Raw genomic sequence first — 26,762 nt, forward strand, 5'->3', positions numbered from 1 at the left:
GCCCCTGAGGCGGTGCGCGACGACGCAAACCCGGAGGACGATCGTCTCCCGCTCTTCGTCGTCGAGGACCCCCGGGTGCGCTACGCGCGGGTCGAGCGGCCGGGCGACGAGCCGCCGGCAGTGAGGAGCCTTCTCGACGTCGCCGTGCTCGACATGCACCACGGCTTTGCGAACCTGGGGCACGCCTCCGTCGTCGACAGGCTGATGCGGATCGGCCAGGAGGAGCGGCGGCGCCTCGGGGCCGGTGCGCCGGGCGTCCGGGTCGTCTCCTACGACGTGAGGCTCGGGGGCGCCGTCCCGACCTCGGCGTCGCGCTTCGCCCTCGTGGTCGGCACCGGGGGCCCGGGAGCGCTCGACCCGCGCGAGAACGACGGCGTCTCGCCGTATGCGCAGGGGATTCTCGAGGATCCTTCGTGGGAGGCTCCGCTCTGGCGCTTCTTCGACGCCGTGCGAGGAAACCCCTCTACAGCGCTCCTCGGCATCTGCCACACGTTCGGCCTCCTGGCGCGCTGGGCCGGGTTCGGCGAGGCCGCCCCGCGCTCTGCCCGGAAGGGCAAGAGCGCGGGAGTCGTGACGAATCTCCTGACGGACGAGGCGCGGCGCCACGCATGGTTCAAGGGGCTCTACCACGCGAGCGCGGGCGGACGGATCCAGGTCCTCGACAGCCGGCTCTTCGACATCCTCCCGACGGGAAAGACCGGCATCGAGGTCCTCGCGCACGAGGCGAGCCCCGAGGGCGAACGCGGAGAGGCGATCACGATGGCCGAGGTGGAGCGCTTCGCCGACGGGCGTCCCCGGATCTGGGCCGTGAACCACCACCCGGAGATCGGCGACGCCGGTGAGCAGAGGGCCCGGCTCCTCCGGATCGCCGCCTCGCGCCAGCTGAGCGAGTCCTGGCTCGGAGAGCGGATTCAGGCGCTCGAGGCGTGGAACGCATCCGAGGCCGCCGAGCGGCGGCTGCAGATCACCACGTCGTACACGTTCGAGGAGCCCGTCAGGGCGATCCTTTCGCGGGGCCTCGTCGCCCGGCGCGATGCCGGGCCAGCCTGAGGGCCGGCGTCAGAGCGTTCCGTGGAGGTCGCAGTGATCCCCGTGAAGATGGTGGAGAGCCCCGTCGACGAGGTAATCGACGTGATCGCCGTGCGGGACGGCGGGGTGTCCGCAGCCGGCATGGTGTTTCGCCGCGCACTCGACGGGCGCGCAGGCTGCGGGCCGTCCCCGGTCCACCTCGAGGACGTGCTCCGCGACGCCCGGATCGGCGGGGGAGTGGAGATGCCCGTCGTGGAGATAATCGGCGTGATCGCCATGACGAACGGCCCGATGACCGCAGCCCGGCCCGTGCACATGGGGGTGATCGTCCCGGTGCTCCACGGCGTGTCGTCCTCCTCCGCCCGGAGCATCGTCCGTACCGACGCCCGTGGTCAAGCCGGGGTGGGGCCGTCGTGACGCTTCGGCTGCCGGGCGGCGCAGCCGCTTCGATTCTCCTTCTGGCCGCGCTCTCGGGCTGCGGGGCTCGGGACGGGTCGATCGCGGACGGGCGACCCGTGGCCGTCGCGACGATCGCGCCTCTGGCGGACATGGTGCGAAGCGTCGCCGGCGCCGACTGGACGGTGCGTACCGTCATCCCGCCCGGGACCTCTCCCCATGTCTTCGAGCCGGAGCCGTCCGACCTGAGGAAGCTCGCCGGTGCGAAGTTCGTGGTCGTCGCGGGAGCGGGCTACGACGACTGGATGCGCAGAGTCCTCGCGGCCTGCGCCTCGGACGCGCGCGTGCACGACGCGGCCGCCTCTCTCGGCATCGGTCCGGACGCCCACGATCGGCACGACCGCGGCGAGGCGGTGCCACACGAGGGCGACGATCACGGTCCTGAGGCCGGCCACGCCGGGGAGGCGAGCGCCGGTGAGGAAGGACACGAAGGCCACGCGCACGGCGTCCTCGGAGAGGACCCCCACTGGTGGCTCTCGCCGGTCCTCGCGGCCAGGAGCCTCGGGCCGATCGCAGAGGCGCTCGCCGCCGTCGACCCGATTCACGCCGACGACTACCGGCGTCGCGCCCGGGAAACGGCCACCGCGTACCTCGACCTCGACCGGGAGCTGGCCGCGGCCCTCGCGCCGCTCGAAGGAAAGAGGTTCGTCTCGGCCCACCGGGCCTGGGTCTACTTCGCCGACCGGTACGGCCTCGTCGAGGCCGCCTCCATCGAGCCGGTTCCGGGCCGCGAACCCTCTCCGCGGGAGCTGAAGGCCCTCGTCGAGGAAGGGCGCCGGGGAGGCCTCGGGCGACTGTTCACCGAGCCGCAGTTTCCCCCGGCCGCGGCGCGGGTCGTCGCGCGGGAGGCGCGCCTGGCCCTGACGCTCGTCGACCCGATCGGCGGCGTTCCGGGGCGGGAGACGTATCCTGCGCTGATGCGTTTCAACGCCGCCGCGTTCCGTCGCGGCCTTCTCGAGACGCCCGGAGGGAGCGAGTGAGCGTGGCCGTCCGATTCGAGGACGTCACGGTCTCGTTCAACGGGCGGACGGCGGTCTCCTCGGCCTCGTTCACGATCCCGGCAGGGAAGCGGACCGCGATGGTCGGACCGAACGGAGGCGGAAAGACGACGCTCGCGCGGGTTCTCCTGGGTCTGCTGACGCCCGAGCGCGGGCGCGTCACGTTTCTCGACGACGCGGGCCGCGAGCTGCCCCGTCCGCGCATCGGATACCTGCCGCAGCGTTCCACGCTCTCGCCGCAGGCTCCCGTGACGGGCCTCGATCTCGTCGGTCTCGCCCTCGCGCCGGGCCCCGGCTTCGGAATGTCGCGGGCCGTCGAGGCCCAGGCGCGGCGCGCCCTTTCGCGCGCGGGCCTCGCCGAGGAGCTCGCGACCCGTCCCGTCGGCCGTCTCTCGGGCGGGCAGCGTCAGAGGGTCCTCCTGGCCCGCGCCATCGCGGGAACCCCCGCGCTCCTCCTCCTCGACGAGCCCGACACCGCCCTCGACGCCGAGGGAATGAAGACGCTTCGGCGTCTCGCGGCGGAAGAGGTGGCCGCGGGCAGGACGATCGTCTACGTCACCCACGACAGCGACGCCATGGGAGGCGCCGACGCCGTCTTCCGGATCGACGGCCGCGTCGTCGAGGAGACCCGGTCGTGATCGAGTTCTTCGCGTTCCCGTTCTTCCAGCGGGCCCTCGCCGCCGGATTCATCGTGGCCGTGGTCTGCGGGGCGCTCTCGTTCTTCGTCGTGCTCCGTCGCCTCGCGTTCGTCGGCTCGGGAGTTTCCCACGGCGCGTTCGGCGGCGTGGCCCTCGCGGCGCTCGTGGGGGCGCCGCCGGGCCTCGGGGCGCTCGTCGCCGCGCTCGCGGTGGCGCTCGCGACGGCGAAAGCCTCGGACGACGGGGAGCTGACCGAGGACACGGCCGTCGGCGTCTTCACGGTGGCGGCGATGGCGATCGGCGTCGTGGCGATCAGCTTCCTCGAGACGAACGTCGACCTTTTCGGCCTGATGTTCGGGAACATCCTGACCGTCGACCCGAAGGACCTCGTGGCGCTCGGCGCCGCCTCTCTCCTCGTCCTCGCGCTCCTGACGCTCTACTTCCGGCCGCTCCTCCTCGCCTCGATCGACGAGGACGGCGCCTTCGCCGCCGGCGTGAACGTCACACGGATGCGGCTCCTCGTCCTCGTCCTCCTCGCGTTGACGGTCGTCGTCGCGCTGAAGGTCGTGGGCATCCTCCTGGTCTCGGCGCTCCTGGTCCTTCCCGGCGCCGTCGCGCGGTCGCTCGCCTCGCGCTGGCCGGGGTTCCTGCTCGGCTCCATAGGTGCGTCCCTCGCGATGGTTCTCGGCGGGCTCCTCCTCTCCGTCGCCCTCGACATTCCGTCGGGGGCCGCGATCATCCTGACCGGCACGCTCTGCTTCCTCGGCAGCGTGGCGGCGGGCCGCGTGCGGCGCTGGGCGTGAACGTGCCCCTGCTGTCGGCGACCGGCCTCACGCGGATCTACGCTTCCGGGGAGGAGCGGGTCGTCGGGGTCCGCGAGGCGGCGCTCTCGCTGGCGCCGGGCGAGCTGGCCGTTCTCGCGGGGCCCTCGGGGAGCGGCAAGACGACCCTCCTGAACCTCCTCGGGCTGCTCGACCGGCCCGACTCGGGCCGCCTGGAGCTCCTCGGCGAGGACGTTTCGACGCTCGACGACCGGGGCCGCGCGCGCCTGCGCCGGGAGAAGCTCGGCTTCGTCTTCCAGTCGCACCAGCTCGTCCCGGTCCTCTCCGCGGAAGAGAACGTCGCGCTCGCGCTCTGGATCCGCGGTCTCGCCGAGAACGTCTGCCGGAATCGGGCCCGGGCCGCCCTTTCCGCCGTCGGGCTCGCCGGCATGGAGGGGCGCCGGCCCGACGCGATGTCGGGCGGCCAGCGCCAGCGCGTCGCCGTCGCGCGCGCGATCGTCGGGGAGCCGGCGCTCGTCCTGGCCGACGAACCGACGGCCTCGCTCGACTCCGAGACGGCCGCGCGCCTCCTCGACCTCTTCGACGATCTGCACGCCCGGAAGGGAATCGCCTTCCTCTTCTCCAGTCACGATCCGCGCATCGTCGAGCGCGTGCCGCGCCGTATCCGCCTCGTCGACGGCCTCATCGTCTCCGACGAGCTCACGACGGGAGGTCCCTCTTGAGCCTTCGCTGGTGGCGCCTCGCGGCGCGGAACCTCTTCCGGCACCGGCGGCGGACGATCCTCACCGGGAGCATCGTCGTGGTCGGCTTCGTCGCCGCCACGATGACGGCCGGCTTCGTCGCGCAGACCTTTCGCGGCCTGAAGGACATCACGATCCGGGGCCAGGGCGGGCACCTGCGGGTCCTCAGCGCCGAAGCGGCGGGCCGGAGCGACGAGGAGGCTGCGACCCTCCTGCTCGACCACGCCGAGGAGCTGACCCGAAGCGTCGCGACGAGCCCGGACGTCCTTCAGGCGATGCCGCGCCTCGCGTTCTTCGGCCTCGTCGCGCGCGGGGAGAGGAGCGTCGGCTACATGGGCACGGGGACGGTCCCCGCTCTCGAGAAGAGCGCTTCGATCACGGCGGAGGCCGTGGCCGAAGGGACCTTCCTCTCCGATCCGGAGGCCGACGAGGTGATGCTCGGCGGCGGGCTCGCGCGTTCTCTCGGGGCGAAGACCGGGGATCTCGTCACGGTCATGACGACGACGCCCGACGGCGGCCTGAATGCGATCGACGCGACGGTCGTCGCCATTCTCCGCTGGCCGATCAAGGAGCTCGACGACCGGCTCCTCTTCCTGCCGTACGTCCCGGCGGCGCGTCTCCTGAAGGCGGAAGGGAAGGCGACGTCGATCGCCGTCACCCTGAAGCCCGGCGTCGACCTCGAGAAGGCCGCCGGGGCCCTGCGTGCGCGTCTCCACCGCGGGGGCGCAGGCGCCACCGTGAAAACCTGGATCGAGAGCGCGCCCTTCTACCTCGCCGTCCGGCGCCTCTACGCCGGGATCTTTCTCTTCACGGGTCTCGTCCTGGCGACGGTCGTCATCCTCGCGGCGGCGAACACGATGACGATGTCGGTCTTCGAGAGGACCCGGGAGATCGGGACGCTCCTGGCCATCGGGATGGAGCGCCGGCAGGTGAGGAATCTCTTCCTCGCCGAGGGGCTGCTGATGGGCCTCGGTGGCTCGATCGCCGGAGCGATCGGATCGCTCCTGATCCGCTCCGTGCTCAACGCCTCCCGCATCTCCCTGCCGCCCCCACCGGGAGCGACGAGCGGGGGAGTCCTCAACGTCGAGCTGATCCCGGCGGCTTTCCTCGTCGGCTTCGTTCTGATGACCGTCACGCTCCTGGCCGCCTCCTGGTGGCCGGCGCGGCGCGCCGCGCGTCTCGACCCGGTGGAGGCGCTGACACATGTGTGACCGGCGACTTGCGGCCGGCCTCGTCCTCCTCGCCCTGGAGGTGGCCGTTCTCAGCCTCCCGGTGGCGGCCCGCGGCGAGGTGCCCGGAGTGGCCGCCATCCTGGCCAGGGCCGACGCGCCGCGCATCGCTCTCTCGGAGGCCCGGATGAGGCTGCGAGTGACGACCTCGCGCACGGGGGCCGCGGCCTTTGCGGGAGAGTTCGCGGTCCTCGTCAAGGGTCCCGAGAAGATCCGGATCGAGTTCCTGGCTCCGGACGACCGCGGGAAGCTCCTCCTCGTGAACGGGAAGGACGCCTGGCTCGTGCTGCCCGGGACGAAGAACCCGATCCGGATCCCCCGCAGCCACCGGGTGACCGGGGGCTTCGCCGTGGCCGACGTCGCCAGGACGCGCTTCGCGGAGGACTACGACGCAACGGTCGAGAGGAGCGACGAGCTCGGCGGAAGGGTGTGCGACGTCCTCCTGCTCAGGGCGAAGAAGGGACGCGACCCGGCGTTCCCGGTCCTCCGCGTCTGGGTGGACCGCGGGGAGGGCCGGACCCGCAAGATCGTCTTTCTGTTGCCGTCCGGAAAGACGGCGCGCGAGGCGACGTTCGACGAGTGGGGGACCCTGCGCAGCGTGCCTACGGTGACGCGGATGACGATCGTCGACGCTCTTCGCCCGGGAACGACCGTCGTCGAGTACCTCGACGCCGAGAAGGCGACGCTGGACGACGTCCTCTTCGTTCCGCAGGCACGCGGGGTGGCCCCGGGTCGCTGAGCCTCCCGGGCCAGCTGGCGTGAGGATCTCCAGCGCGGCCGGTTCTCCTCGCGGGCTCCCTCTCGCTTCAGGAGTGATCGAAATTCGGCAACGCGAGCGAGCCATATACTCGACTCTTGCAATCCGAGGCCCTCGTGATCGAGCCCCCGGGGCCGGAGTCCGCGCCCGTCCGGCACATCGGCGTCGAAGCCTCGCGTCTCCTCCGGGAGCGACGGGGAATCGGCCGGTACGTCCGAAACGTCCTTCGCGGTATTCCCGCATTCCGGCCGGACGTGACGTTCACCCTCTTCGTCGAGAGCCCGCACGAGGTCGGGGCGCTGCGCGAGCTGCTCCGGTCTTTCGACCCGACACTTCCCGGACGGACCGCGGTCGAGCCCGTCTCCCTGCTGCCCCGCACGACGGCGGACGTCGTCTGGTACCCGTGGAACAGGGTCGAGCCGGTGGCGCGCCGGGCGGCGCTCGTCGTGACCATTCACGACGTCGCTCCGATGCTCCAGCTGGACCACCGGTGGTGGAAGGTCGTGAAGCGCGTGAAGCACCGGATGCGATACGTCCGCGCGGTCCGCCGGGCCGACCTCGTCATCACGATCTCGGAGTTCACGGCCCGGGAGATTCAGCGCCACGTCCGGGCCGACCCGGCGAAGATCCGTGTGACCCTCCTCGGAGCGGACGATCTCCCGGCGCCGTCCGCGGGCGCCTCTCCGGTCCTCGAGAAGCTCGGTATCGATGGGCCGTTCTTCCTGGCCGTCGGTGCGCGCGACGCCCGGAAGAACCTGGCCACGCTCCACCGGGCGATGGCGATCCTGAACGGCAGACGGAAAGAGGTACCGCTCGTCGAGTGCGGACCGAAGGACCCCGGTGCGGCCCTCCCGTTCGTCAGGTACGCCGGGTACGTCGACGACGCCCAGCTCGCGACTCTGTACTGCCGGGCGACGGCCCTCGTCTTCCCGTCGCGCTACGAGGGTTTCGGCCTGCCGGCTGCGGAAGCGATGTGGGCCGGCGGGCGTGTCGTCTGCTCGGACGCCAGCTCGCTCCCCGAGGTCGTCGGCGAGGCCGGACTGCTCTTCCCGTGGCACGACGCGGAGGCGCTCGCGGACCGCCTCGCGTGTCTGCTGGACGACGCGAGCCTTCGCGAGAGGCTGACGCGGGAGGGCCGGGCGCGCGCCGAACGATTCCGTTGGGCGGAAACCGCGAGGCGGACCCTGGCGGTCTTCGACGAGGCGGCCGTCCTCCGGCGGCAGGGGCCGCCGATGCGCGGACTCAGTTGACCGGCGTCCCGGCGGAGAGGGAGTCGAGCCCCTGCGAGGCCCTCTCCGCCTCGGGGGAATCGGGGAAGCGCTCGATCACGTCGGCGAAGGCCGTCGCGGCCTCGTCCGTCACGCCGATCGCCGCGGCGGTCATCGCCTTCTGGAGCGTCCTCTCGGGAGAGAGAGGCCGAAGGGCCGCGAGGAAAGTCGCCACGCGATAGCTCCCGGCCGCGTCGCGCTCCTCGCGGGTCGAGGCGGCGAGGTTGTTGAGGACCCTCTCGAGGATCTGATCCGTCGTGCTCACCTCGAGGAAGTCGTCGCTCCAGCGGGACTTGGGCCCCGCGATCCGGTCATGGAGCGCCCGGCACCCTTCGCGGGAGAGCTCCTGGCCGCCTGCGAACGGGTCGACGTGGACGCCAACCGAGCCTCCCACGCGAACGAGGAAGTGCCCGGGCATCCCGATGCCGTCGACCGGGATTCCGGCACGCCGGCCCACCTCGATCCAGATACTGGACAGGAGGATCGGCATACCCTTTCTCCGCGCGAGGACCCTGTGGATGCAGCAGTTCCTCGTGGCCGAGTAGTCGTCGCTGTCGCCACGGAAGGAGAGGTCGTCCACGAGGAGACCGCGGAGGAGGCGCGAGAGAGCGAAGGGCCCGCGCGAGGGAAGGAGCGGCAGCCGCCTCGCCGTGACGGCGGCCCAGGCCGTCACCTGCGCCTCGTCCTCGAGGCGGTCGGCGGCCGGGGATCCCTCGATCGCGGAGAGGGCGGCGAGGAGATCGGCGCGCGACACGGCCTCGAGAAAGAGGTGGACGTCCTCCTCGTCCTCCGGAGTCCAGAGGTCGCGGAGCGTGGGCTGGGGAGGGCCTCCGAGCACGGCCCGATCGTAGCCCTTCCTGCGCCCGAAAGGTTCAGGTGACGGGAGCCCGCCGCGTCCGTGCGGCGCGCCTCACGCCGTCGCTTCTCCGGGACCCGGCCGGTCCTTCGCGCTGCGGACGACCGCGACGATCGCCAGGGCGGCGCAGAGGACGAAACTGCCGAGGAAGATCGCGAAGACACCCCACTGGCCGGTCGTCGCGGGAGCGGCGTCGGCGCCGGCCGCGGCGATGTAGAGGTCACGCAGCTGGTGGCGGGTGACGAGCATCAGGACCATGGCGAGGCCGAACAGCTCGAGCGAGCGTCTCACCGAGGTGCGGTCGGCGATCGGGTCCCTCACCCGGGCGAGAAAGACGAGAAGGCCGAAGCCCGCGGCGATGCCGAGCGTGAGAGGGAGCATCGTCGCGCCGCCTCCCCGCATGAGGCCGAGGAGGACCTCGCGCGGGACGGAGATCGTCAGCCAGAGTCCGACGACGAGCTGGAGCAGCGTGGCCAGGAGGGCGATCTTGACGCCGAACGCGGCCCGGGCCGACGCCTCGGCGCGAGCACCGTCTTCGGGGACCCGGCGAACCGAGACCCACGCGAGGAGGATTCCCGCGAGCGTGACACCTGCCAGGACGAAGTGGAGGAAGCGGGGGAGAAAGGAGCGGTCGGACAAGGCCGTCCAGGGCGCCGCCAGGACCCCTTCCCAGCGGCCGGGCTGCACCGAGAGGAGGTGCACGACGACCTGGATCGCCGCGACGCCGAGGAAGAGAAGCGCCGAGAGGCCGAGGTGAACCGCGGCTCCCTTTCCGGCCCGAAGGCGGTACTTGGCCCCGTAGGTCAGGTAGTAGGCCGCCGTCAGGAAGAGGAGGAGGCCGAGCCAGGCGGGGGCGAGGATGACCGTCGCGGAGTAGAAGAGCCGGCCGTGGAGCACCTGAAGGAAGAGAAGAGGTGCGATGCCGAACGTGATCGTGAGCGAGACCGCCCAGGTGTTCACCTCGGCGAAGAAGCCCGCGACGCCACGGCCGAACGTGCGGTCGGAATCGAGCGACGCCATCGTGCCGAGAATCGAGGAGCCGAGCACGAGGTTGACCCCGACGACGTGAATCGCGAACGTCACGAGCCAGAGGGCGTGGAAGAGCCACGGCGGTCCCGGAATCGCCATCGGGTCCAGGGCCGGGAGGAGGGTGTCAGTGGGCATCGGTCACTTCCGCCACCTGGCCCCCGTTCAGTGACGCGAGCCAGAGGGCAAGCGCCTTGAGCTCGTCGTCGGTCCCGACGAACGGAGGCATGAACGCGTAGTCGGGCTTCACGTCCTTGCCCGCGGCGCGCGCCTTCCAGTTCGCGCCGTCGTCCCGCATCGCCGTCAGGAACATCTCCGCGAACTCGGCGTCCATGGCGGAGGCGATCTTCCGGATACCGAGGTAGCCGTCGCGCGTGTGGCAGGAGGCGCACTGTGCGCGGAAGACGGCTTCGCCGAGAGGGAGGGCGCGCCCGCCCGCCTCTTTCGACGCCCAGGCGGCCTTCGAGAGGATTCCCTTCGCGTTCAGGGCGTCGATCTCCGACACGAGAACCCCGTTGGAGAACATCTGCTCGGCGATGACGAACGGCTTGCGAATTCCCTCTCGGACCCTCTCGTAGCCGGCGAGAATCCCGGCGCCGGCGAGGAGGGCGAGGATCGCAACCGGCCACGACTGGAGCCTCGGCAGAACGAGAACGAGAAGGGCGAGCAGCGCGGCGACGGCGAACATCCGGAGCGTATGCGACCGGCCCGTCGCGAGAGCGGCGAGGAGAGGCTTCTCGCCGAGGAAGAGCCGCTGGACCGATTCCGGGAGCGCCCGCTCCCAGACGAACCAGCCGATCCCGGCGACGCCGATCCCGAGGGCTCCCGCTGCTCCGAGTATCCGGGAGAGCCGTGCGCGGGCACCGCGATCGGGCTCCCGGAGAGCCGCGAAGGCCATCCACGCCGCGGCGAGGAGGACGCAGGCCCCGGTACGGAAGAGGATGCCCGGAAGGTAGGTCGGGTTCAGGAAGCCGTCCCAGAAGGAGAACGTCTTCGGATAGCTCCCCGGGGTCAGCATGAAGCCGAGGATTCCCTGGATGACCACGAGGGACATGAAGGCTGCGAAGGCGTAGAGCCAGATCAGGAGGAGGTGCGTCCGCGGGGAGACCTTTCCCCACGTCGCGACCCAGGCGAGTGCCGTCACGACCTCGAGGAGGAAGAACGCCCACTCCGTCGCCCAGGCCCAGACGAACGTGTGGATGAGGGACGATGTGGCGGCCGGGTGGACGACGCCGATCGTGAACCAGATTCCGACACCCGAGATCGCCCCGAAGACGGTCGAAAGGAGAAGGAGGATCATCGACGACCGCTTCACGAGATCGCGGAGCGGCCCGTCGTTCCGCTTCACGGCGGCCGTCTCGAGAACGGCCAGCACGAGCCCTCCGCCGACGGCGAAGTGCGAGACGACGACGTGCAGGATTGCGACGAGGGCGATCAGGATCCCGCCGCCCATCGCGAATTCCCGGATCGGGTAGTCCAACTCCGCCTCCTCGCCGCAATCAGGGGATGCGGCGTCCCTCGTAGAGCCCGTCGTAGACGTATTTCGAGAAGTAGCGCTCGGACGGGTCGCTCAGGAGCGTGACGACCCGCTTCCCTTCGCCGAGCATTTTCGCGAGCCGCTTCGCCCCGGCGACGGCGGCCCCGGACGAGGCGGCGGCAGGAAGGCCCATCCTCCCGAGGCGGTCGACCATCTCGTAGCTCTCGGAGTGGGGAATGGTGAAGACGCCGTCCGCGAGGGAGCGGTCGAACGTGGCGGGGATCCAGTTGTTCCCGATCCCCTCGACCATGTGCTCGCCCTTCCCGTCCGTCGCGCCGTAGATGGAATCGGGCGGCTCCACTCCCCAGCAGCGGATGGACGGGGCCATCTCCTTCAGGAAACGGGCGACGCCGCAGAATGTCCCCCCGGTCCCGACGCCGAAGGCGATGCCGTCGACTCTTCCGCCCATCTGCTCCCAGATCTCCGGACCGGTCGTCTCGTAGTGGATCCGCGGGTTCGCGGGATTTTCGAACTGCCGCATCGGGACGGCGCCGGGGATCGACGCCGCGAGCTCGTTCGCCTTCGCCACGGCGCCCTGGATTCCCGCCTCGTGCGGGACGAGGACGATCTCGCCCCCCAGGCCGCGGATCAGGATCATCTTCTCGCGGGCGTACCCCTCGACCATCACGATGACGACGCGGTAGCCGCGCGAGACCCCCACCAGGGCGAGGCCGACCCCGGTGTTTCCGGCCGTCGCCTCGAGAATGGTCCCGCCGGGTTTCAGGGCGCCGCTCTCCTCGGCCGCGCGAATGAGCCCCAGGGCCGTCCGGTCCTTCACGCTCATCCCGGGATTCAGGTATTCGAGCTTGGCGTACACGTCCGCCTCGCCCGGCTCTTTCAGGGCGCCGAGCCGGATCATCGGGGTCCTCCCGATCAGCTCGACGACGCTTTCCACGACGCGCATGCACCGCTCCACGGGGACCCCCGGGGAGCCGCCCGCCCCGTCGAAAGTCCAGCGAGTCTTGTAGGCGGGGGCGCGGGGGAAGTCAAGGAAGGGGAGGGTGCCCGCCGGATGCTAGGATGCCCGGCCGGGCGGCGCGGAATCCTCGCTGTCGCCACTCCCGCAAGAGGTGCCTCGCATCATGTCCGACGTCAAGAACCTGCGCATCGCCAGCCGGATCATCCACGCGGGTCAGCGAACCTGCCCGCTCACCGGTGCCGTCGCGACGCCGATCTACCAGACGTCGACCTTCGCGTTCAAGGACACCGACGAAGGGGCCGCCCGCTTCGGCGGGACGGACCCCGGCTACAAGTACACGCGGCTGGGGAACCCGACGGTCGCGGCCCTCGAGGAGTGCATCGCCGACCTCGAGGGGGGCTGCGGGGCGATGGCCGCCTCGACCGGCATGGCGGCCGTCCACACCGTCTACTTCACGCTCCTCGGCGCGGGGGCCCACGTCGTCGGGACCGACGCCCTCTACGGCGCGAGCCGGATGATCCTGGAGAAGGAGTACTCCCGCTTCGGCGTGACGGGCTCCTTCGTGGACACGTCGGACCCGGCCAACGTCGAGAAGGCGATGAGGCCCGAGACGAAGCTCGTCTACCTCGAGACGCCTGCCAACCCGACGCTCAAGCTCTGCGACATCGAGGCGATCGCGAAGATCGCCCACGACCGCGGCGCCCTCGTCGCCGTCGACAACACCTTCGCCACGCCACTCCTCCAGCAGCCCTTCGCGCTCGGCGCGGACGTCGTCCTGCACAGCATGACGAAGTTCCTGAACGGCCACAGCGACGTCGTCGCCGGGATCGTCGTCGCGAAGGACCCCGCGCTCTTCGCCCGCCTCCGCTCCGTACACGTCAACGTCGGCCCGACGATGGACCCGCACCAGGCCTGGCTCGTCTTCCGGGGCGTCAAGACGCTCGGCCTGCGGCTGGAGAAGGCCCAGGCGAATGCTCTCGAGGTCGCGCGGTTCCTGGAAGCCCACCCGAAGGTGTCCTGGGTCCGCTACCCCTTCCTCCCGAGCCACCCGCAGTACGACCTCGCGCGCCGGCAGATGACGGGCGGCGGGGCCATCGTCTCGTTCGGCGTGAAGGGAGGGCTCGAGGCGGGCCGGACCCTCATGAACTCCGTCAAGCTCGCGACGCTCGCGGTGAGCCTGGGAGGCGTCGAGACGCTCATCGAGCACCCGGCCTCCATGACGCACGCCAGCGTCCCCAGGGTCGATCGCGAGAAGGCAGAGATCTCCGACGACCTCGTCCGGATCGCCCTCGGATGCGAGGACGCGCTCGACCTCTGCGAGGATCTCGAACAGGCGCTGGCGAAGGTCTGACGCCCCGGCCCCCCGGACGCCGGGCCGCCCGGGCTGCCGGGCTCAGGCGCCGAGGTCGAGCAGGAACCTCTCCGTCTCGGCGAGGACCCTCTCCGGGTCCTGGCGGTGCGGGAAGTGGCCGAGGCCGGGAAGGAGCGCCGTTCGCACCGGCCCGGAGACCGCGGAGGCGATCGCCTCGACCTGGGCGCGGGTCGCGTACTCGTCCTCCTCGCCCTGGATCACGAGGACCGGGCACCGGATCGCGCGGATCGCCTCCACTGCCGAGAAGCTCCGGAAAGCCGGGTCGTGCCAGGTCTCGGCCCAGCTCCGGAAGACGGCACCGGCCTTCTCCCCGTGGTGACGGGCGAGGCGAGCCGGCAGGTCGGACGTCCGCCAGGTCGCAGCCGTCTCGGAGATCCCGGCGAGCGTCGCGTCCTCGATGAAGACGTGTGCGGCGATCGAAACGACGGCGGCGGGGACCTCCGGGAAGAAGGCCGCAAACAGGAGCGCGATGGTGGCCCCGTCGCTGTGCCCGAAGAGGACCGGGCGGGCGATCCCCGCCTGCCGCAGCACCTCGGGGAGCCGCCGCCTCGACTCCACCTCGAAGAAAGCGTGGCCGGGGAGCTCGGGCCAGGGATCGGACCGGCCGAACCCGAGGCGGTCGAAGACGAGCCCCTCGCGGCCCAGTGCTCCGCAGAGCCGTTCGGGAAGGTCCCGCCAGAGAGAGACGGCGCCCAGGGCGTCGTGGAGGAAGACGATGGGGGCGAGGCCAGGCCAGACCTCGTCCGGGACGATCCGGAAGGCCTCGATCCGCCCCTCGGGAAGCCGCATCGGAATCGGCGTGCGCTGCGCGGAAGCGCGAAGGGGCCGGGTCACCCGGCTATTCTGGGACCGGCGCTGATCCGGCGTCGCACCTTTCCTCCTCCCGAACCTGTAATCTGTCAGGGGAGGGTCCGTTGAGGTTCCGTCGTCTCGTCGCTCATCACGAAGCCGGTCGCGCAGTCGTCGCGTGGGACGCCGGCCTTCGCCTCCCGAAGGTCTCGATCTACCCCGAAGAGCACACGCGCGGCCGCATCCTCGTCGGCCAGGAGTTTCCGTCGGGCGTTTCCGACGCCGACCGGAAGAAGCAGCACGTCTACCTCCGACTCCTCGCGGCGGGACCGATCGCCGTGGTGATGGCCGGAGGAAAGCTTCCTGTCGAGCCGCACGTCGGCATCGAGATCGACACGCACCGCATCGCCGTCTTCGCCCGGCGGGCCGGCCTCGAGATCGACGCCGTCTTCCGCGAGACGGCCGTGAGGCTCGCCTACCTCTGGGAACCGGTGGAGGAGCTCGTCGACGCGCTCCTGATGAACGAGACCGTGCCTGGGCCTCTCGCTTCCCGGATCATCCGCAGGACTCACCCGGGCCCGCTCCTGGGGTAGCGCGCACCGCCTGGCGCCTCCGGCGCGGGAGCGGGGAGAGAAGCCGGGCCTCTCCCCCCGCCGCGCGGCAGGTCAGTGCGTCGCCGGAGCGGTCGTCGCGGTCTTTGCGGTCGCCGCCGGGGTGAGCCCACGCCGCACGAGAAGCGGCTGGACGGACGGCTCGCGGCCCCGGAAGCCCTTGTAGAGCGACATCGCCTCGGCGGTGCCCCCCTTCTCGAGGATGTTCTTGCGGAAGGCCGTGGCGGTGGTCTTGTCGAAGATCCCCTTCTCGCGGAACGCCTCGAAGGCGTCGGCGTCGAGGATCTCGCTCCAGAGATAGCTGTAGTACCCGGCGGAGTAGCCGCCCCCCGGTCCGAAGATGTGCTGGAAGTACGGGCTCCGGTAGCGGGAGACGATCTCGGGGATGAGCCCGATCTTCGCGAGCGACGCCGTTTCGAAGGCCGTCGCGTTCTCGACCTTCGGCTCGGTCAGCGTGTGCCAGTTCATGTCGAGGTAGGCCGCGGCGGCGTACTCGACCGTGGCGAATCCCTGGCCGTAGAGCTCGGACTCGTGGATCTTCGCGACGAGGGCGGCCGGGATCGGCTCGCTGGTCTTCCAGTGCTTCGCGTACCCCTTCAGCACCTCGGGCTCGAGCGCCCAGTTCTCCATGATCTGGGAAGGGAGCTCGACGAAGTCGCGCGGGACGCCCGACATCGAACGGTAGGTCACGCGCGAGAGGATCCGGTGGAGGGCGTGCCCGAACTCGTGGAAGAGCGTCTCGACCTCTTCCAGCGAGAGGAGCGCGGGTGCGTCTCCCGAGGGCCGTGTGAAGTTCATGACGTTCGTGACGATGGGGCGGACGTCCTTGCCGTCCTTCACCCACTGCTCACGGAGCCGCCCGCACCAGGCCCCGCCGCGCTTGCCCGGGCGCGGGTGGAAGTCCGTCGTGAAGAGGGCGAGGAACGAGCCGTCGGCGTCCTTCACCTCGAACGTCTTCACCTCGGAGTGGTACTTCGGGACGTCGGTCCTCTCGGTGAAGGTGATGCCGTAGAGCCGGTTCGCCACGGAGAAGGCTCCTTCGCGAACGCGGTCGAGCGCGAAGTAGGGACGCAGCGCCTGGTCGTCGAGGTCGTAGCGCGCCTTGCGGACCTTCTCGGCGTAGTAGCGCCAGTCCCACGGCTCGAGCGGCCCGACCTTGCCGTCGGCCTTCAGGGCGGCCGCGAGGTCCTTCGCGTCGACCTTCGCCACCTCGAGAGCCGGCTTCCAGACGCGGTCCAGCAGCTCGTAGACCCTCGCCGGCGTCTTCGCCATGTTGTCGTCGAGGACGAAGTCGGCCCACGTGGCGAAGCCGAGGAGCTTCGCCCGTTCGGCGCGCAGCGCCGCCATCTTCGACAGGAGCTCCTTGTTGTCCGTCTCGCCGCCCTTGTCGCACCGGGTCGTGTAGGCCGTCAGGATCTCCTTGCGGAGCGCACGGTTCTCGGCGAACGTCAGGAAGGGCCAGATCGAGGGCGACTGGAGCGTGAAGACCCACTTCCCCTCGAGCTTCGCCGCCTTCGCCGCGTCGGCTGCGGCCGCGACGACGCCGGGGGGCAGCCCGGCGAGGTCTTCCTTCTTCTCGACGACGAGACGCCAGGAGTTCGTTTCCTTGAGAAGGTTGTCGCTGAACCGGATCCCGAGCGCCGAGAGTTCCTGATTCACTTCCCGGAACCGCGTCTTCTGCTCGGGGGAGAGGTTCGCGCCGCCGCGGACGAAGTCCTTGTAGCCGTCCTCGACGAGCTTCTTCTGCTCGGGTGTCAGTCCGAGCGTGTCCCGCTTCTCCCAGACCGCCTTCACCCGGGCGAAGAGCTTCTCGTTCAGCCGCACGTCGTCGCGAAGCGACGAGAGCAGCGGGGAGACCTTCCGGGTGATCGCCTGGATCTCGTCGTTCGTCTCGGCGCCGGACAGCGTGAAGAAGACGTCGCTCACCTTCGACAGCGCGAGCCCGCCGTTCTCCAAAGCCTCCACGGTGTTCGCGAACGTGGGCGCCTCGGGATTCGATGCGATCGCCTCGATCTCCTTCTTCCGCGCGGCGATCCCGGCCTCGAAGGCCGGGACGAAGTGAGCGGCCTGGATCTTCTCGAACGGCGCCATGCCGAACGGCGTCGCCCACTCCATGAAGAACGGGTTCGTCTCGGGCTTAGGCTCGGCCGCGGGCTGCGCCAGGCACGGCATTGCCATCGCGAGGCCGGCGACGGCAGTCAGGACTCTTCTCATGTGTCTCCTCCCTGCATTCACCCGCACGCGACCGGAATGGCCCGGCGGGCCGACCCTGCATCTTACGCGGTCGCACGGAGCGCGGTCGGCCTGCGACGAGACCTCAGGCGGCTCCGGAAGCGTCCGGGTTGATTTCGGGGGGCCACGTCAATAGTGTGGGGACCGTCCTCGCGAAGATCGCCGGGAACGGCGTCAACGTCCCGAAGGACCTGCTCGACTGAACACCGGCCGTACCCCGGAGCACAGGAGAAGACGGATGCAGATCACCGACATTCTCGCCCAGATGGGCGGCCTCCAGTCGATGGCGCGGGAGCTCGGCATCAGCGAGGCCCAGGCCGCGAAAGGAGCCGAGGCCCTCGCCCCGGCGATCCTCGGCGGATTCAAGAAGCAGGCGCAGGCTCAGCCCTCGGGCCTCGAGGGACTCGGCGGGCTCCTCGGCCAGCTCGGCGGCGGGGGCCTGCTCGACGACGTCCTCTCGCCTCAGCCCACGAACGTGAACCTCGGAAACGACGTCCTCGGGCAGATCTTCGGCACGAAGGACGTCAGCCGCGCGGTGGCGCAAAACGCTTCCGCGACGTCGGGCCTCGACCCGTCGATCCTCAAGAAGATGCTCCCGATGCTCGCGATGCTCGTCACCGGCTACATGGCGAGGCGGGGCGGCGGGGCAGTCGCCGCGCCTTCCTCGGGCGGCGGCCTCGGCGACCTTCTCGGCGGCCTCATGGGTGGCGGCGCCCGCAGCTCGTCCGCTCCGGGCGCCGGCGCGTCGGGCGGCCTCGGCTCGCTCCTCGACCTCGACGGAGACGGGAACGCTCTCGACGACATCCTCGGCATGGCCGGGAAGCTCATGCGCTGAATCCGCCGGAGGGCCCGCGATACGGGTCCCCCGCGGGACAAGATCTGGCGAACGAGCCGGCGGCTCTCTTCGTGGGAACGGGGAGGGTTCGGTCGGCTCATTCCGCTCTGCCCGCGAGCGGGGAGGGAGACGCGCTCCGACCCGTCTGGAAAAGGTGGTACCCCCAGCGGGATTCGAACCCGCGATCTCTACCTTGAAAGGGTAGCGTCCTAGGCCGCTAGACGATGGGGGCGCCTGAGGCAGGATCGCCTTTCGGCGACGAATGGAATTTACCACGGGCCGGTGGCTCGGGCCCGCAGGCCCGAAGAACAGAGTGTCAGGCGGAGTGACTGGTGGGCCGTCCGGGACTCGAACCCGGGACCCCCTGCTTAAAAGGCAGATGCTCTAACCAACTGAGCTAACGGCCCGCCGGCGGGGATGTTACCGCGTCCGGGCCGGGGGTGCTCTCTCCTCGAGATGCGTTCGGGCAGCGTTCCGGCAGAGATGCCGTGACGAACGTCACGGTGTGGCCGGCGTCCGGGAAGGCGCGGTAGTCTAGAATCGGTCGCAAGATCTCGAGGTGACCATGAAACGATTCGCGGCTTGTCGTGTCGTTGCGCCCGGAGCGTTCGTCGTTCTGTGCGCGGCCCTGCCGGCGGCGGGGCAGAGCAACGTGAAGGTCGTCCTTACCGACGTCGTCGACGACCGGATCTCGGACGGGATGGGGTCGGGCGGGCTCGTGCTGACCCTGAACCTCGCCGGGGAAGGGCTCGACGGGGTGAAGTCGGCGCGGATGCGGGTGAAGGAGGCAAAGGACGACTCGGGGAAGAACCTCGTCAACCCGAAAGCCCGCCCTGCCGAGTTCAGCGACCGCAACAGCAACGCCGGGAACATCCAGGTCGCTCTCGACAGTCCTCCGCGGAGCGCGACGTCGATGCGGATCTCGGGGACGGCGGACCTGTTCGTGCCCGGAAGGGACCCCAGCAGCGTCGTCAAGGTTCCGGGTTTTCTCGCCCGGGTGGGTAAGCCGGCCGATTCGAAGGGTCTCAAGGCCGCGAAGGTCGAGTTGACGGTCCTGTCGAAGGAGAGCTACGTGGAGGCCCGGAAGAAGAACCGTCTCGACGAGAAGAAGATCGCCGAGATCCGCGCCGAGGCGAAGGAGCGCGGAATGAAGGACGAGGAGATCGGGCCCCTGATCGAGATGGCGAAAGCCTTCGACGAGATGGGGGAGTCGGACTTCCCCGAGCACGGCCTCTACCTGCAGATTTCGAAGGCGAGCGAGGAGAAGATCCAGGAGCTCTGGCTCGAGACCCCGTCGGGAGAGCTGATAGAGACTGGCGGGTATTCCGCGCGAACCGACAAGGACGTCGTCCTGAAGCAGATCGACGTGAAGAAGGCCCTGCCGAAGGACGCCGTCCTCGTCCTCAGCCTCTTCACCGAGAAGGCCATCGTCTCCGTGCCGTTCGACATCAAGGAGGTCCGGCTCCCGTGAACGCCGCCCGCAATCCCCTCCCGCTCCTCCTCGTGATGGCCCTCGCCGCGGCTCCCGCCGCCGCGCAATCGAAGGCGAAGCCGAAGCCGGCCGCGGCCGCGAAGACTTCGGCTCCCGCCCCGGCAAAGGCGACCCCGGCGAACGCCACGCTGAAGACGGTGCAGGACCGCCGCTCCGAGGGTCATTTCCCCCGCTGCACGCTTGGGATCGAGCTTCCCGACATCCCGGCACACGAGGCGAGGGCGTCGCGCGTCGTCGTGATGAAGGCCGTCGACGACCTCGGGACGAACCTGGTCCGCGAGGACGCGGCCGACGCCCGTCTCGAGCCGACGCAGCGGGGCTCGTTCGGCAAGCCCAAGGAAGGGCCCGCGCCTCCGACGATCGTCTTCGCAGAGCTGAAGAACCCTCCGCGGAAGGCGACGATCCTGAAGGAGGTCTCGGGCGAGATCGAGCTCTACATTCCCGGGCGCGACCCGAACGGCGAAGCAGGCTTTCCGAAGATCCTCTCGATGGCGGGCAAGCCCCTCGCCCACGCGGCGCTGAAGGCGAACGGCGTCGAGATCTCGGTGCTCTCGCAGGCGCAGATCGAAGCCGAGCGGAAGAAGGCCGGAGATGCCGAGCGCGCGAAGGCGAGGAAAGAGGGCGTCACCGACGAGGACACGATCAAGTCGATGGTCGAATACGCCGTCGATTCGTTCCCGAAGGGGGGCGAGGGGCAGATCGTCCTCCGCGTGAAGGACCCCAAGAAGGCCATCCAGGACTTCAAGATGGCGGACGGCGAGGGAAACCCGCAGTTCAACGGGAAGTCCGACGAGGCCGGATTCACGATTCTCGAGTTCTGGGGCGAAAAGCCGAAGCCCGATTGGACGATGAAGGTCCTGATGCAGTCCGACAAGAGCCTCGTGAGGCATACGTTCGTCTTCAGGGACGTTCCGCTACCGTGAGGGGAGAGTCCGCGCCCACCCGGCCCGTTCGAGGGCCGGGTGGGCGGCGGGCTTCGTCGCAACGGCGGTAGAATGGCCGGCTGATGAAAGCCGCGGACAAAGAGCTTCCGGACGTTCAGGCCCGTCTCAAGGAGGCCTACCACGACCTCCCGGAGGCGATGCGACGCATCGCGGACGCACTCATGTCCGACTCGCTCCTGGGAGCCCTCTGGGGCATCGAGTCGATGGCCGAGCGGGCGAACGTGAGCATCGGCACCGTTGCGAGGTTCTCCAAGCGCCTCGGTTACCGCGGATTCAGCGAGTTCCGCGACGCGCTCAGGGCCGCCTGCCAGGTGCGCTCGGAAGGGGATCCTCTCGAGGCGCTCGAAGCGCCGACCAACCCGTTCTGGGCTCTCTCGGAGGTGGTCCGGCGGGACCAGGACAACCTGAACAGGATGCTGGAGACCCTCGACGGCTCGATGCTCGAGGCCGCGACGCAGCTCCTGACGACGGCCGAGCACCGCCTCCTCCTGGGGCGCGGCGTGTCACACGTGATGTGCCAGGTGCTCGCATTCAACCTGACCCAGGCGGGCCTCCCGTGCATTGCGGCGATCCCGTCCGACTTCTCCAGCCAGGTGGCGAACCTCGGAACGCGGGACCTCCTCGTCGTCGTCAGCTGTGCCCCGTTCAGCCGTGAGACGGTCGACGCGGCGGCGTTCGCGAAGCGATGCGGGATTCCGGTCCTCGCGTTCAGCGACCGGAGGGAGTCGCCGCTCGCCGGATCCGCGAGCGTGACGATCGTCCTCCCGGCGGAGGACTTCCTCTTCGGCTTCGGCCTCTCGACGTTCTCCGTCCTGTCCCACGCCCTCGCGATCGCGGTCGCCTCCAAGGACACCGCCGGGACTTCCCGCCGGATCAAGGCCGCCGACGAAGTGGCTCAGCCGCTCTTCGTGGAGCACTGGCTTCCGATGCAGCCGGGTGCGATCCGCGTCGTGCGGCCGCCGAAGCCTCGCGACTCCTGAGACGTTCGCGAGCCAAAGCGTCGGGCAGGCGAAGAGTGACTACAGGGGCCGTGGGGCTGTCGCGGTCCAGTCCGGTCCGGGCGCCAGCGCCAGGATCGCCTCGAGGACGCCCCCGCCGACGGCGCGGGCCTTGTCGGAGACCGAGAAGCAGTGCTCTCTGGCGCCGCGCGGGTCGACGTCGGCGACCTTGAAGCCCGCGGGAACCTCCGACCCCGGCCGGATCAGTCCCCGAACGACACCGTCCAGAGTCGCCCGGACCCCTACGCCCCCGACGGACAGGACGGGCTCGCCCGCGCGGACGAGGTCGCCGATCTCGCGGATCGCGGCCACGCGGCCCGCCGCCGGCGCGCGGATCACGCGGTCCCGGCCCGCGCCCGCGATCAGCCCCGGCACGGCGGTGTCTCTCTCCGCAGCGCCCGTGAGGATGACGCGGCCGAGGTCGTGGCCACGGTTCGTCTCGACGACGGCGTGGACGTCGCGCCCCGCCTCGAACCCCGGCCCGAGCGCGACGACGATCGGGGCCATGTCGATCCGGGTGCCGACGTTCCTCTTGGCGACGATGGCGTCGAGGAGCGCGAGGGGCATGAATCGCGCGACCGAGCGGGCCTCGGGGTCGACGAGGATCGGCACCTCGAGCGGCCCCCACGCTCCGGGCGCGGCCTCGCACCGGAAGCCCCGGATCCCTTCGACCGTGGCTTCGCCGTCGTAGATCGCCTCCGAAAGGCTCACGGCCCGGCGGATCGCGCACGGCTTTTCCATCTCGAGGGCGACGACGCGGAAGCCGGCGCGGACGAGCCTCACGATGCAGCCGGTGCCGAGGTCCCCGGCGCCCCGCACGACGACGAGAGTACCGGCGACGAGGGTCACGGGACCCGCTCCCGCCGTGCCGTGTAGTACGACCGCCCGCCGTCGGCCGTGCCGCTCAGAAGGACGAGGTCGGCGCCGAGGCCGGCGAGCTGGCCGGGCGACGGCAGGAACGGAGACGCGTCCACCTTGTTGAGGAGGACGACGCGCGGGCAGCCGGTTCCCTTGAAGAGGCCGTCGGGGTGGCGCGCCAGGGCGACGAGGTGGTCCCAGCCGATGGCGTGTCCCGGAGCGCATCCGGTGACGGAGGCGAAGAGCTCCGGACGGTGGACCGTGCGCTCGTCCATCGGCTCGCCGAGTGCGTCGAGGCCGATGACCCCGACGACGAGGTCGGTGCCGTCCGGCACGACCGGCTCCCGGGACGCGGGGGCTTTGACCGGGAGCCGCTTCGACCCGTCGGCCTCCACGAGAACGAGATCCCACGCCGTGCGCAGCCAGGCGATCCTCGACGGGTGGATTCCCTTCAGCTTCCCGGGCTCGTCGGCGGGGCGGGAGACGAGGAGCGTCACTCCCCCGAGCGGCTCGGGATCGGGCGCCGAGCCGGGCGTCGCCGAATGCTCCAGGTCGGGGCGGAGGAGGATGCGGGCAAAGGTGTTCTCCTCCCCGCGGGGGTCGGCGAGGTGTGTCGTCGTCGTCACGAGGACGGGCCGGTCATTCGCAGCCAGTTCCCGGGCGAAGTGCAGGAGGTGGGTCGTCTTTCCACCGGCTCCGACGAACGCGACGACACCCTTCCCGTCGGGCAGGAAGGGCAGGAGGAGGTCCGCGAGCCTCAGGACGCGTTTCGTCGCGCCCCCCCGGAGAGACCGGGGCTCGTGGCCCCGCGGCGCACCGCGACGAGCTCGCCTGCGATGGAGACGGCGAGCTCCTCGGGGGTCTCCGCGCCGATGTCGAGGCCGATCGGCGTGTGGACGGATTCGACCCGGGCGCGGTCGTACCCGTCCGCGAGGACCTGTTCGGTCAGGAGGCGGACCTTTCGTCTGCTCCCGATCAGCCCGGCGTAGCGCCACGTTCTTTCGAGGACGGCGCGGAGCGACTCGAGGTCCGCGCGATGGCCCCGCGTCACGATGACGACGTAGGTCGATGCGTCGAACGGAAAACGGTCGACGATCTCCGCGTAGCTGCCGCAGAGGGTCGCGACGCCCGCGGGGTATCTCTGGGGGACGAGGAACTCCGGCCGGTCGTCGGCGACGGTGACGGCGAAGCCGAGCGGCTGGGCGGCCGAAGCCAACGCCCGGCCGACGTGACCACCGCCGAGGATCAGGAGCTTCTCGGGCGGGAGGAGCGGGTCGTAGAAGAGGCCCTGCTCCGTCTCGAGGACGGGCTTGCCGCGATCGAGCGCGCGATGGGCCGTTTCCGGGTCCGCGTCTTCGGGCAGGCCGGGGACCCAGCGGCCGCTCCCGTCCATGAGAAAAGTCTCGCCCGTCGCGAACCGCCGAGCGAGGACCGCACGTTCGCCGTGGAGAAGGAGGTCTCGCGCGACCTCGTACACGGTCTTCGCCACGAGCAGCTCGACGAGCACCCGGCTCGTCCCGCCGCAGATCATGTCCATCCCCTCGGCCTCGTTCCCCTGCATCTCGACCTCGAGGACGCGGGCCTTCCCGTCGGCGAGCGCCTCCCGGGCCGCCGTGAGAACGAGCGACTCCCCCTTCCCGCCTCCGACGGAGCCCGCGACGAGACCCTCCGGACCGGCGAGCATCCACGAGCCGGCGTGTCGCGGGGCCGAGCCCTTCACCTGCATCACCGTGCAGAGTACGAGGGGGCCCCGCGCCGCGAGGAGCGTCTCGAGGAGCAGGAGGCTCATTCCTTCTTCTTCCGGCTGTAGGGCGTCCCCGCCAGCGGGAGGTCCGTCCGGAAGATCCCGTCGCGGTTGAAGTACGCACCCGCCACCGCGGGGGCCGTCGGGATGGTGGCGATCTCGCCGAGGCCCTTGGCCCCGAACGCCTTCGGGTCGGGGTTCTTCTCGATGATGACCGACGCGATCGGCGGGACCTTCGAGTCCTTGAAGAGCCCGAGCGTTCCGTACTTGACCTGCGGCTCGCCGTCCTTGAGCGGGAAGTCCTCCGTCAGGCCGTACCCGAGCCCCATGACGACGCCCCCCTCGATCTGCGCCTCCACCTGGACCGGGTTGATGGCCCGGCCGACGTCGTGCGCCGCGACGACCTTCTCGAGCATCCCGTTCGCGTCGAGGAGGACGACGTGCGTGGCGTACGAGTAGGCCACGTGGCTGACCGGGTTCTCCTTGTCGCTCGCGAAGGGGTCGGTGACGCCGGAAAACTCGGCGTAGTACTCCTTCCCTTCAAGCTCGGCGAGCGTCGCCGTCGCGAGGTCCTTCTTCAGGTCGGCGGCCGCCCGGCAGGCCGCCTCTCCGGTGAAGAGGGTCTGCCGGGACGCGGTCGTCGTCCCGCTGTTCGGGGAGTTGGAGGTGTCGGGCGGCGCGACGGCGATCTGGCCCCAGGAGAGGCCGGCGGTCTCGGCGACGAACTGCTCGAGGACGGAGGCGAGCCCCTGGCCCATGCAGGCGGCGCTCGTGTAGATGACCGCCTTCCCCTTCTCCACCTTCAGGCGCACGCGGCCGACGTCGGGGAGGCCGACGCCGATCCCGGCGTTCTTCATGGCGCAGGCGATCCCTGCGTCGGGGCGCTTCTCGCAGAGCTCCTTCACCGCGAGGAGAGTCTCCTTCAGGCCCGTCCCCTCGTCGCAGAGCTGGCCGTTCGGGAGGATGTCGCCCGGCCCGCAGGCGTTCCGCCAGCGGACCTCCCACGGCGTCAGCCCCGCCTCCTTCGCGACCATGTTCAGGCACGACTCCATCGCGAAGCACGACTGCGTCACGCCGAAGCCGCGGAAGGCGCCCCCGGGCGGGTTGTTCGTGTAGACGCCGGTGCCGACGATCTCGACGTTTGCGATCTTGTAGGGCCCCGCCCCGTGCGTGCAGGCGCGCTGGAGAACGGGACCTCCCAGGGAGGCGTACGCGCCGGTGTCCTGGAGGAGGTCGGCCTTCACGGCGGTCACGTGGCCGTCGGCGTCGGCGGCGACGACGTAGTCCATCTCGAAGGCGTGGCGCTTCGGGTGGACCCGGATCGACTCCTGCCGGTCGAGCGTCAGCTTCACCGGGACCTTGAGATTCCAGGCCAGGAGCGCGGCGTGGTGCTGGACGATCAGGTCCTCCTTGCCGCCAAACCCGCCCCCGACGTAGGCGCTGATGACCTTGACCTTCTCGGGCGGGAGGCCGAGGACGCCGACGATCCCCTTGTAGTCGTCGTAGATGCTCTGCGTCCCGGTGTAGACGGTGAGCGTCCCGTCCTCGCCGGGAATGGCCAGGGCGCTCTCGACCTCCATGAAGGCGTGCTCGGTCTCGGGCGTCCGGAACTTCTTCCGGACGACGATCGCGGCCTCGGCGATCGCCTTGTCCGGGTCGCCGCGCTTCAGCCGGGACGACGCGAGGAGGTTCCCCTTGGGGTGCAGCTTCGGGGCGTCCTCGTCGAGTGCCCGCTTCGGGTCGACGAGAGGCGGGAGGACGTCGTAGTCGAGCACGATCTTCGCCGCAGCGGCCTTCGCCTGGGTGCGGGTCTCGGCGGCCACGAGGGCGATGGCGTCGCCGACGTAGCGCGTCTCCTCGCCGACGGCGATCATGGCGGGCCAGTCGTGGATGATGTGGCCGTGGAAGCGGTCGCCCGGGACGTCGGCGGCCGTCAGGACGGCCTTGACGCCCGGCATCGCGAGCGCCTCGGAGGCGTCGATCCCCTTCAGGAGGATCCGCGCCTTCGGAGGTCTCAGCACCGCGCCGTGGAGCATCCCCGGGACCTTCATGTCGTCCACGTAGACCGCCGCGCCGAGGACCTTCTCCCGCGCGTCGACGCGCTGGATCCTCGCGCCCACGCCGAGCGCGGCCTCGTGACCGTCCGGAACCGCGGCCCCCTCCTTGAAGATCCGCGCCGAGTCGACGATCGCCTTCTCGATCTTCACGTAGCCGGTACAGCGACAGAGGTTCGTGGCGAGGCCCTTCGCGAGGTCGTCGTGCGTCGGCTCCGGGTGGGCGTCCACGATCCCCTTGGCGCTGATCACCATCCCGGGCATGCAGAACCCGCACTGGACCGCCCCGGCGCTGGCGAACGCGTAGGTGTAGACGTCCTTCTCACGCTCCGTCAGCCCCTCGACGGTGACGACCTTCTTCCCTTCGAGCTTGTCCATCTTCTGGAGGCAGGCGCGGGTGGCCTTGCCGTCCACGAGGACCATGCAGGCGCCGCAGACCCCCTCCGAGCAGCCGTTCTTCACCGAGGTGACGTTCAGGTCCTCCCGGAGGAACTCGAGGAGGTTCACGTCCTTGCCGCAGCTGACGTCCTGACCGTTGACCTGGAAGTTCGCCATGTTTCACCTCTCGCCGGCGCGAATCGAGTCTAGCTCTCTCGTT

Annotated in this window: 24 protein-coding genes and 2 tRNA genes; 15 read left to right on the top strand and 11 right to left on the bottom strand. The window is 70.3% G+C overall.

Annotated elements, in window-relative coordinates; all coding sequences use genetic code 11:
• Positions 1-12: 12 nt before the first annotated feature.
• The 9 genes from IPN03_00440 (at position 13) to IPN03_00480 (ending at position 7,879) form a co-directional block, all read left to right on the top strand.
• Positions 13-1,050, top strand: a complete 1,038-nt coding sequence (locus IPN03_00440) for a hypothetical protein (GenBank protein MBK9372230.1) — start codon at positions 13-15, stop codon at positions 1,048-1,050.
• 21 nt (positions 1,051-1,071) lie between these two features.
• Positions 1,072-1,446 carry a hypothetical protein gene (locus IPN03_00445; GenBank protein ID MBK9372231.1) on the top strand — a complete coding sequence of 125 codons (375 nt, stop codon included), beginning with the start codon at positions 1,072-1,074 and terminating at the stop codon, positions 1,444-1,446.
• Positions 1,443-2,465, top strand: coding sequence for a zinc ABC transporter substrate-binding protein (locus tag IPN03_00450; protein ID MBK9372232.1), 1,023 nt, complete (start codon positions 1,443-1,445; stop codon positions 2,463-2,465). The genes IPN03_00445 and IPN03_00450 overlap by 4 nt, the downstream gene beginning before the upstream one ends.
• The gene (locus IPN03_00455) at positions 2,462-3,121 is read left to right on the top strand and encodes an ATP-binding cassette domain-containing protein (GenBank protein MBK9372233.1); all 660 of its coding nucleotides are present in this window, start codon (positions 2,462-2,464) and stop codon (positions 3,119-3,121) included. The genes IPN03_00450 and IPN03_00455 overlap by 4 nt, the downstream gene beginning before the upstream one ends.
• Positions 3,118-3,924: a metal ABC transporter permease gene (locus tag IPN03_00460; protein ID MBK9372234.1), complete on the top strand. Its 807-nt coding sequence runs from the start codon at positions 3,118-3,120 to the stop codon at positions 3,922-3,924. The genes IPN03_00455 and IPN03_00460 overlap by 4 nt, the downstream gene beginning before the upstream one ends.
• A complete protein-coding gene (locus tag IPN03_00465) occupies positions 3,915-4,625 on the top strand; it encodes an ABC transporter ATP-binding protein (GenBank protein ID MBK9372235.1) in 711 nt (236 codons plus the stop codon). The genes IPN03_00460 and IPN03_00465 overlap by 10 nt, the downstream gene beginning before the upstream one ends.
• Complete coding sequence (locus tag IPN03_00470) at positions 4,622-5,854, top strand: ABC transporter permease (protein MBK9372236.1); 1,233 nt, start codon at positions 4,622-4,624, stop codon at positions 5,852-5,854. The genes IPN03_00465 and IPN03_00470 overlap by 4 nt, the downstream gene beginning before the upstream one ends.
• The gene (locus tag IPN03_00475) at positions 5,847-6,611 is read left to right on the top strand and encodes an outer membrane lipoprotein-sorting protein (protein ID MBK9372237.1); all 765 of its coding nucleotides are present in this window, start codon (positions 5,847-5,849) and stop codon (positions 6,609-6,611) included. Before IPN03_00470 ends, IPN03_00475 begins: the two co-directional genes overlap by 8 nt.
• Before the next feature lie 134 nt (positions 6,612-6,745).
• On the top strand, positions 6,746-7,879 hold the full coding sequence (locus IPN03_00480) for a glycosyltransferase family 4 protein (protein MBK9372238.1): 1,134 nt from the start codon (positions 6,746-6,748) through the stop codon (positions 7,877-7,879).
• On the opposite strand, the gene IPN03_00485 is transcribed toward IPN03_00480, so the two are convergent.
• The 4 genes from IPN03_00485 to IPN03_00500 form a co-directional block, all read right to left on the bottom strand.
• The gene (locus IPN03_00485; GenBank protein ID MBK9372239.1) at positions 7,872-8,735 is read right to left on the bottom strand and encodes a hypothetical protein; all 864 of its coding nucleotides are present in this window, start codon (positions 8,733-8,735) and stop codon (positions 7,872-7,874) included. The genes IPN03_00480 and IPN03_00485 overlap by 8 nt on opposite strands.
• Before the next feature lie 72 nt (positions 8,736-8,807).
• Positions 8,808-9,917, bottom strand: coding sequence for a hypothetical protein (locus IPN03_00490; GenBank protein ID MBK9372240.1), 1,110 nt, complete (start codon positions 9,915-9,917; stop codon positions 8,808-8,810).
• The gene (locus tag IPN03_00495; GenBank protein MBK9372241.1) at positions 9,907-11,259 is read right to left on the bottom strand and encodes a cytochrome ubiquinol oxidase subunit I; all 1,353 of its coding nucleotides are present in this window, start codon (positions 11,257-11,259) and stop codon (positions 9,907-9,909) included. Before IPN03_00495 ends, IPN03_00490 begins: the two co-directional genes overlap by 11 nt.
• Before the next feature lie 19 nt (positions 11,260-11,278).
• Entirely contained in the window at positions 11,279-12,220 is a 942-nt protein-coding gene (locus IPN03_00500) for a cysteine synthase family protein (GenBank protein MBK9372242.1), read from the bottom strand.
• A gap of 178 nt (positions 12,221-12,398) precedes the next feature.
• On the opposite strand from IPN03_00500, the gene IPN03_00505 reads away from it, so the two are divergent.
• Positions 12,399-13,586 (top strand): aminotransferase class I/II-fold pyridoxal phosphate-dependent enzyme, encoded by a 1,188-nt coding sequence (locus IPN03_00505; protein MBK9372243.1) that lies wholly within the window; start codon positions 12,399-12,401, stop codon positions 13,584-13,586.
• A gap of 42 nt (positions 13,587-13,628) precedes the next feature.
• On the opposite strand, the gene IPN03_00510 is transcribed toward IPN03_00505, so the two are convergent.
• Positions 13,629-14,441: an alpha/beta hydrolase gene (locus IPN03_00510; protein ID MBK9372244.1), complete on the bottom strand. Its 813-nt coding sequence runs from the start codon at positions 14,439-14,441 to the stop codon at positions 13,629-13,631.
• A gap of 80 nt (positions 14,442-14,521) precedes the next feature.
• On the opposite strand from IPN03_00510, the gene IPN03_00515 reads away from it, so the two are divergent.
• Complete coding sequence (locus IPN03_00515; GenBank protein MBK9372245.1) at positions 14,522-14,989, top strand: hypothetical protein; 468 nt, start codon at positions 14,522-14,524, stop codon at positions 14,987-14,989.
• 72 nt (positions 14,990-15,061) lie between these two features.
• On the opposite strand, the gene IPN03_00520 is transcribed toward IPN03_00515, so the two are convergent.
• On the bottom strand, positions 15,062-17,221 hold the full coding sequence (locus tag IPN03_00520) for a M3 family metallopeptidase (GenBank protein ID MBK9372246.1): 2,160 nt from the start codon (positions 17,219-17,221) through the stop codon (positions 15,062-15,064).
• 256 nt (positions 17,222-17,477) lie between these two features.
• Between IPN03_00520 and IPN03_00525 the strand changes: the two genes are divergently transcribed.
• The gene (locus IPN03_00525) at positions 17,478-18,074 is read left to right on the top strand and encodes a DUF937 domain-containing protein (GenBank protein ID MBK9372247.1); all 597 of its coding nucleotides are present in this window, start codon (positions 17,478-17,480) and stop codon (positions 18,072-18,074) included.
• A gap of 155 nt (positions 18,075-18,229) precedes the next feature.
• Here IPN03_00525 and IPN03_00530 read toward each other — a convergent pair.
• Positions 18,230-18,306, bottom strand: a tRNA-Glu gene (locus IPN03_00530).
• A 98-nt stretch (positions 18,307-18,404) separates the two neighbouring features.
• Positions 18,405-18,481, bottom strand: a tRNA-Lys gene (locus tag IPN03_00535).
• A gap of 152 nt (positions 18,482-18,633) precedes the next feature.
• Here IPN03_00535 and IPN03_00540 point away from each other — a divergent pair.
• The 3 genes from IPN03_00540 (at position 18,634) to IPN03_00550 (ending at position 21,490) form a co-directional block, all read left to right on the top strand.
• The gene (locus IPN03_00540) at positions 18,634-19,545 is read left to right on the top strand and encodes a hypothetical protein (GenBank protein ID MBK9372248.1); all 912 of its coding nucleotides are present in this window, start codon (positions 18,634-18,636) and stop codon (positions 19,543-19,545) included.
• On the top strand, positions 19,542-20,489 hold the full coding sequence (locus IPN03_00545; protein ID MBK9372249.1) for a hypothetical protein: 948 nt from the start codon (positions 19,542-19,544) through the stop codon (positions 20,487-20,489). Before IPN03_00540 ends, IPN03_00545 begins: the two co-directional genes overlap by 4 nt.
• 83 nt (positions 20,490-20,572) lie before the next feature.
• A complete protein-coding gene (locus IPN03_00550) occupies positions 20,573-21,490 on the top strand; it encodes a MurR/RpiR family transcriptional regulator (GenBank protein MBK9372250.1) in 918 nt (305 codons plus the stop codon).
• A gap of 39 nt (positions 21,491-21,529) precedes the next feature.
• Here IPN03_00550 and IPN03_00555 read toward each other — a convergent pair whose 3' ends face one another.
• From IPN03_00555 to xdh, 3 genes are all read right to left on the bottom strand, one after another.
• On the bottom strand, positions 21,530-22,591 hold the full coding sequence (locus tag IPN03_00555; GenBank protein MBK9372251.1) for an EF2563 family selenium-dependent molybdenum hydroxylase system protein: 1,062 nt from the start codon (positions 22,589-22,591) through the stop codon (positions 21,530-21,532).
• A gap of 532 nt (positions 22,592-23,123) precedes the next feature.
• A complete protein-coding gene (locus tag IPN03_00560; protein ID MBK9372252.1) occupies positions 23,124-24,095 on the bottom strand; it encodes an XdhC family protein in 972 nt (323 codons plus the stop codon).
• 56 nt (positions 24,096-24,151) lie between these two features.
• Positions 24,152-26,719: a selenium-dependent xanthine dehydrogenase gene (gene xdh, locus IPN03_00565; protein ID MBK9372253.1), complete on the bottom strand. Its 2,568-nt coding sequence runs from the start codon at positions 26,717-26,719 to the stop codon at positions 24,152-24,154.
• Between the last annotated feature and the right edge of the window lie 43 nt (positions 26,720-26,762).

This window comes from Holophagales bacterium (assembly GCA_016719485.1).
In the GTDB taxonomy this organism is placed as follows: Bacteria; Acidobacteriota; Thermoanaerobaculia; order UBA5066; family UBA5066; genus UBA5066.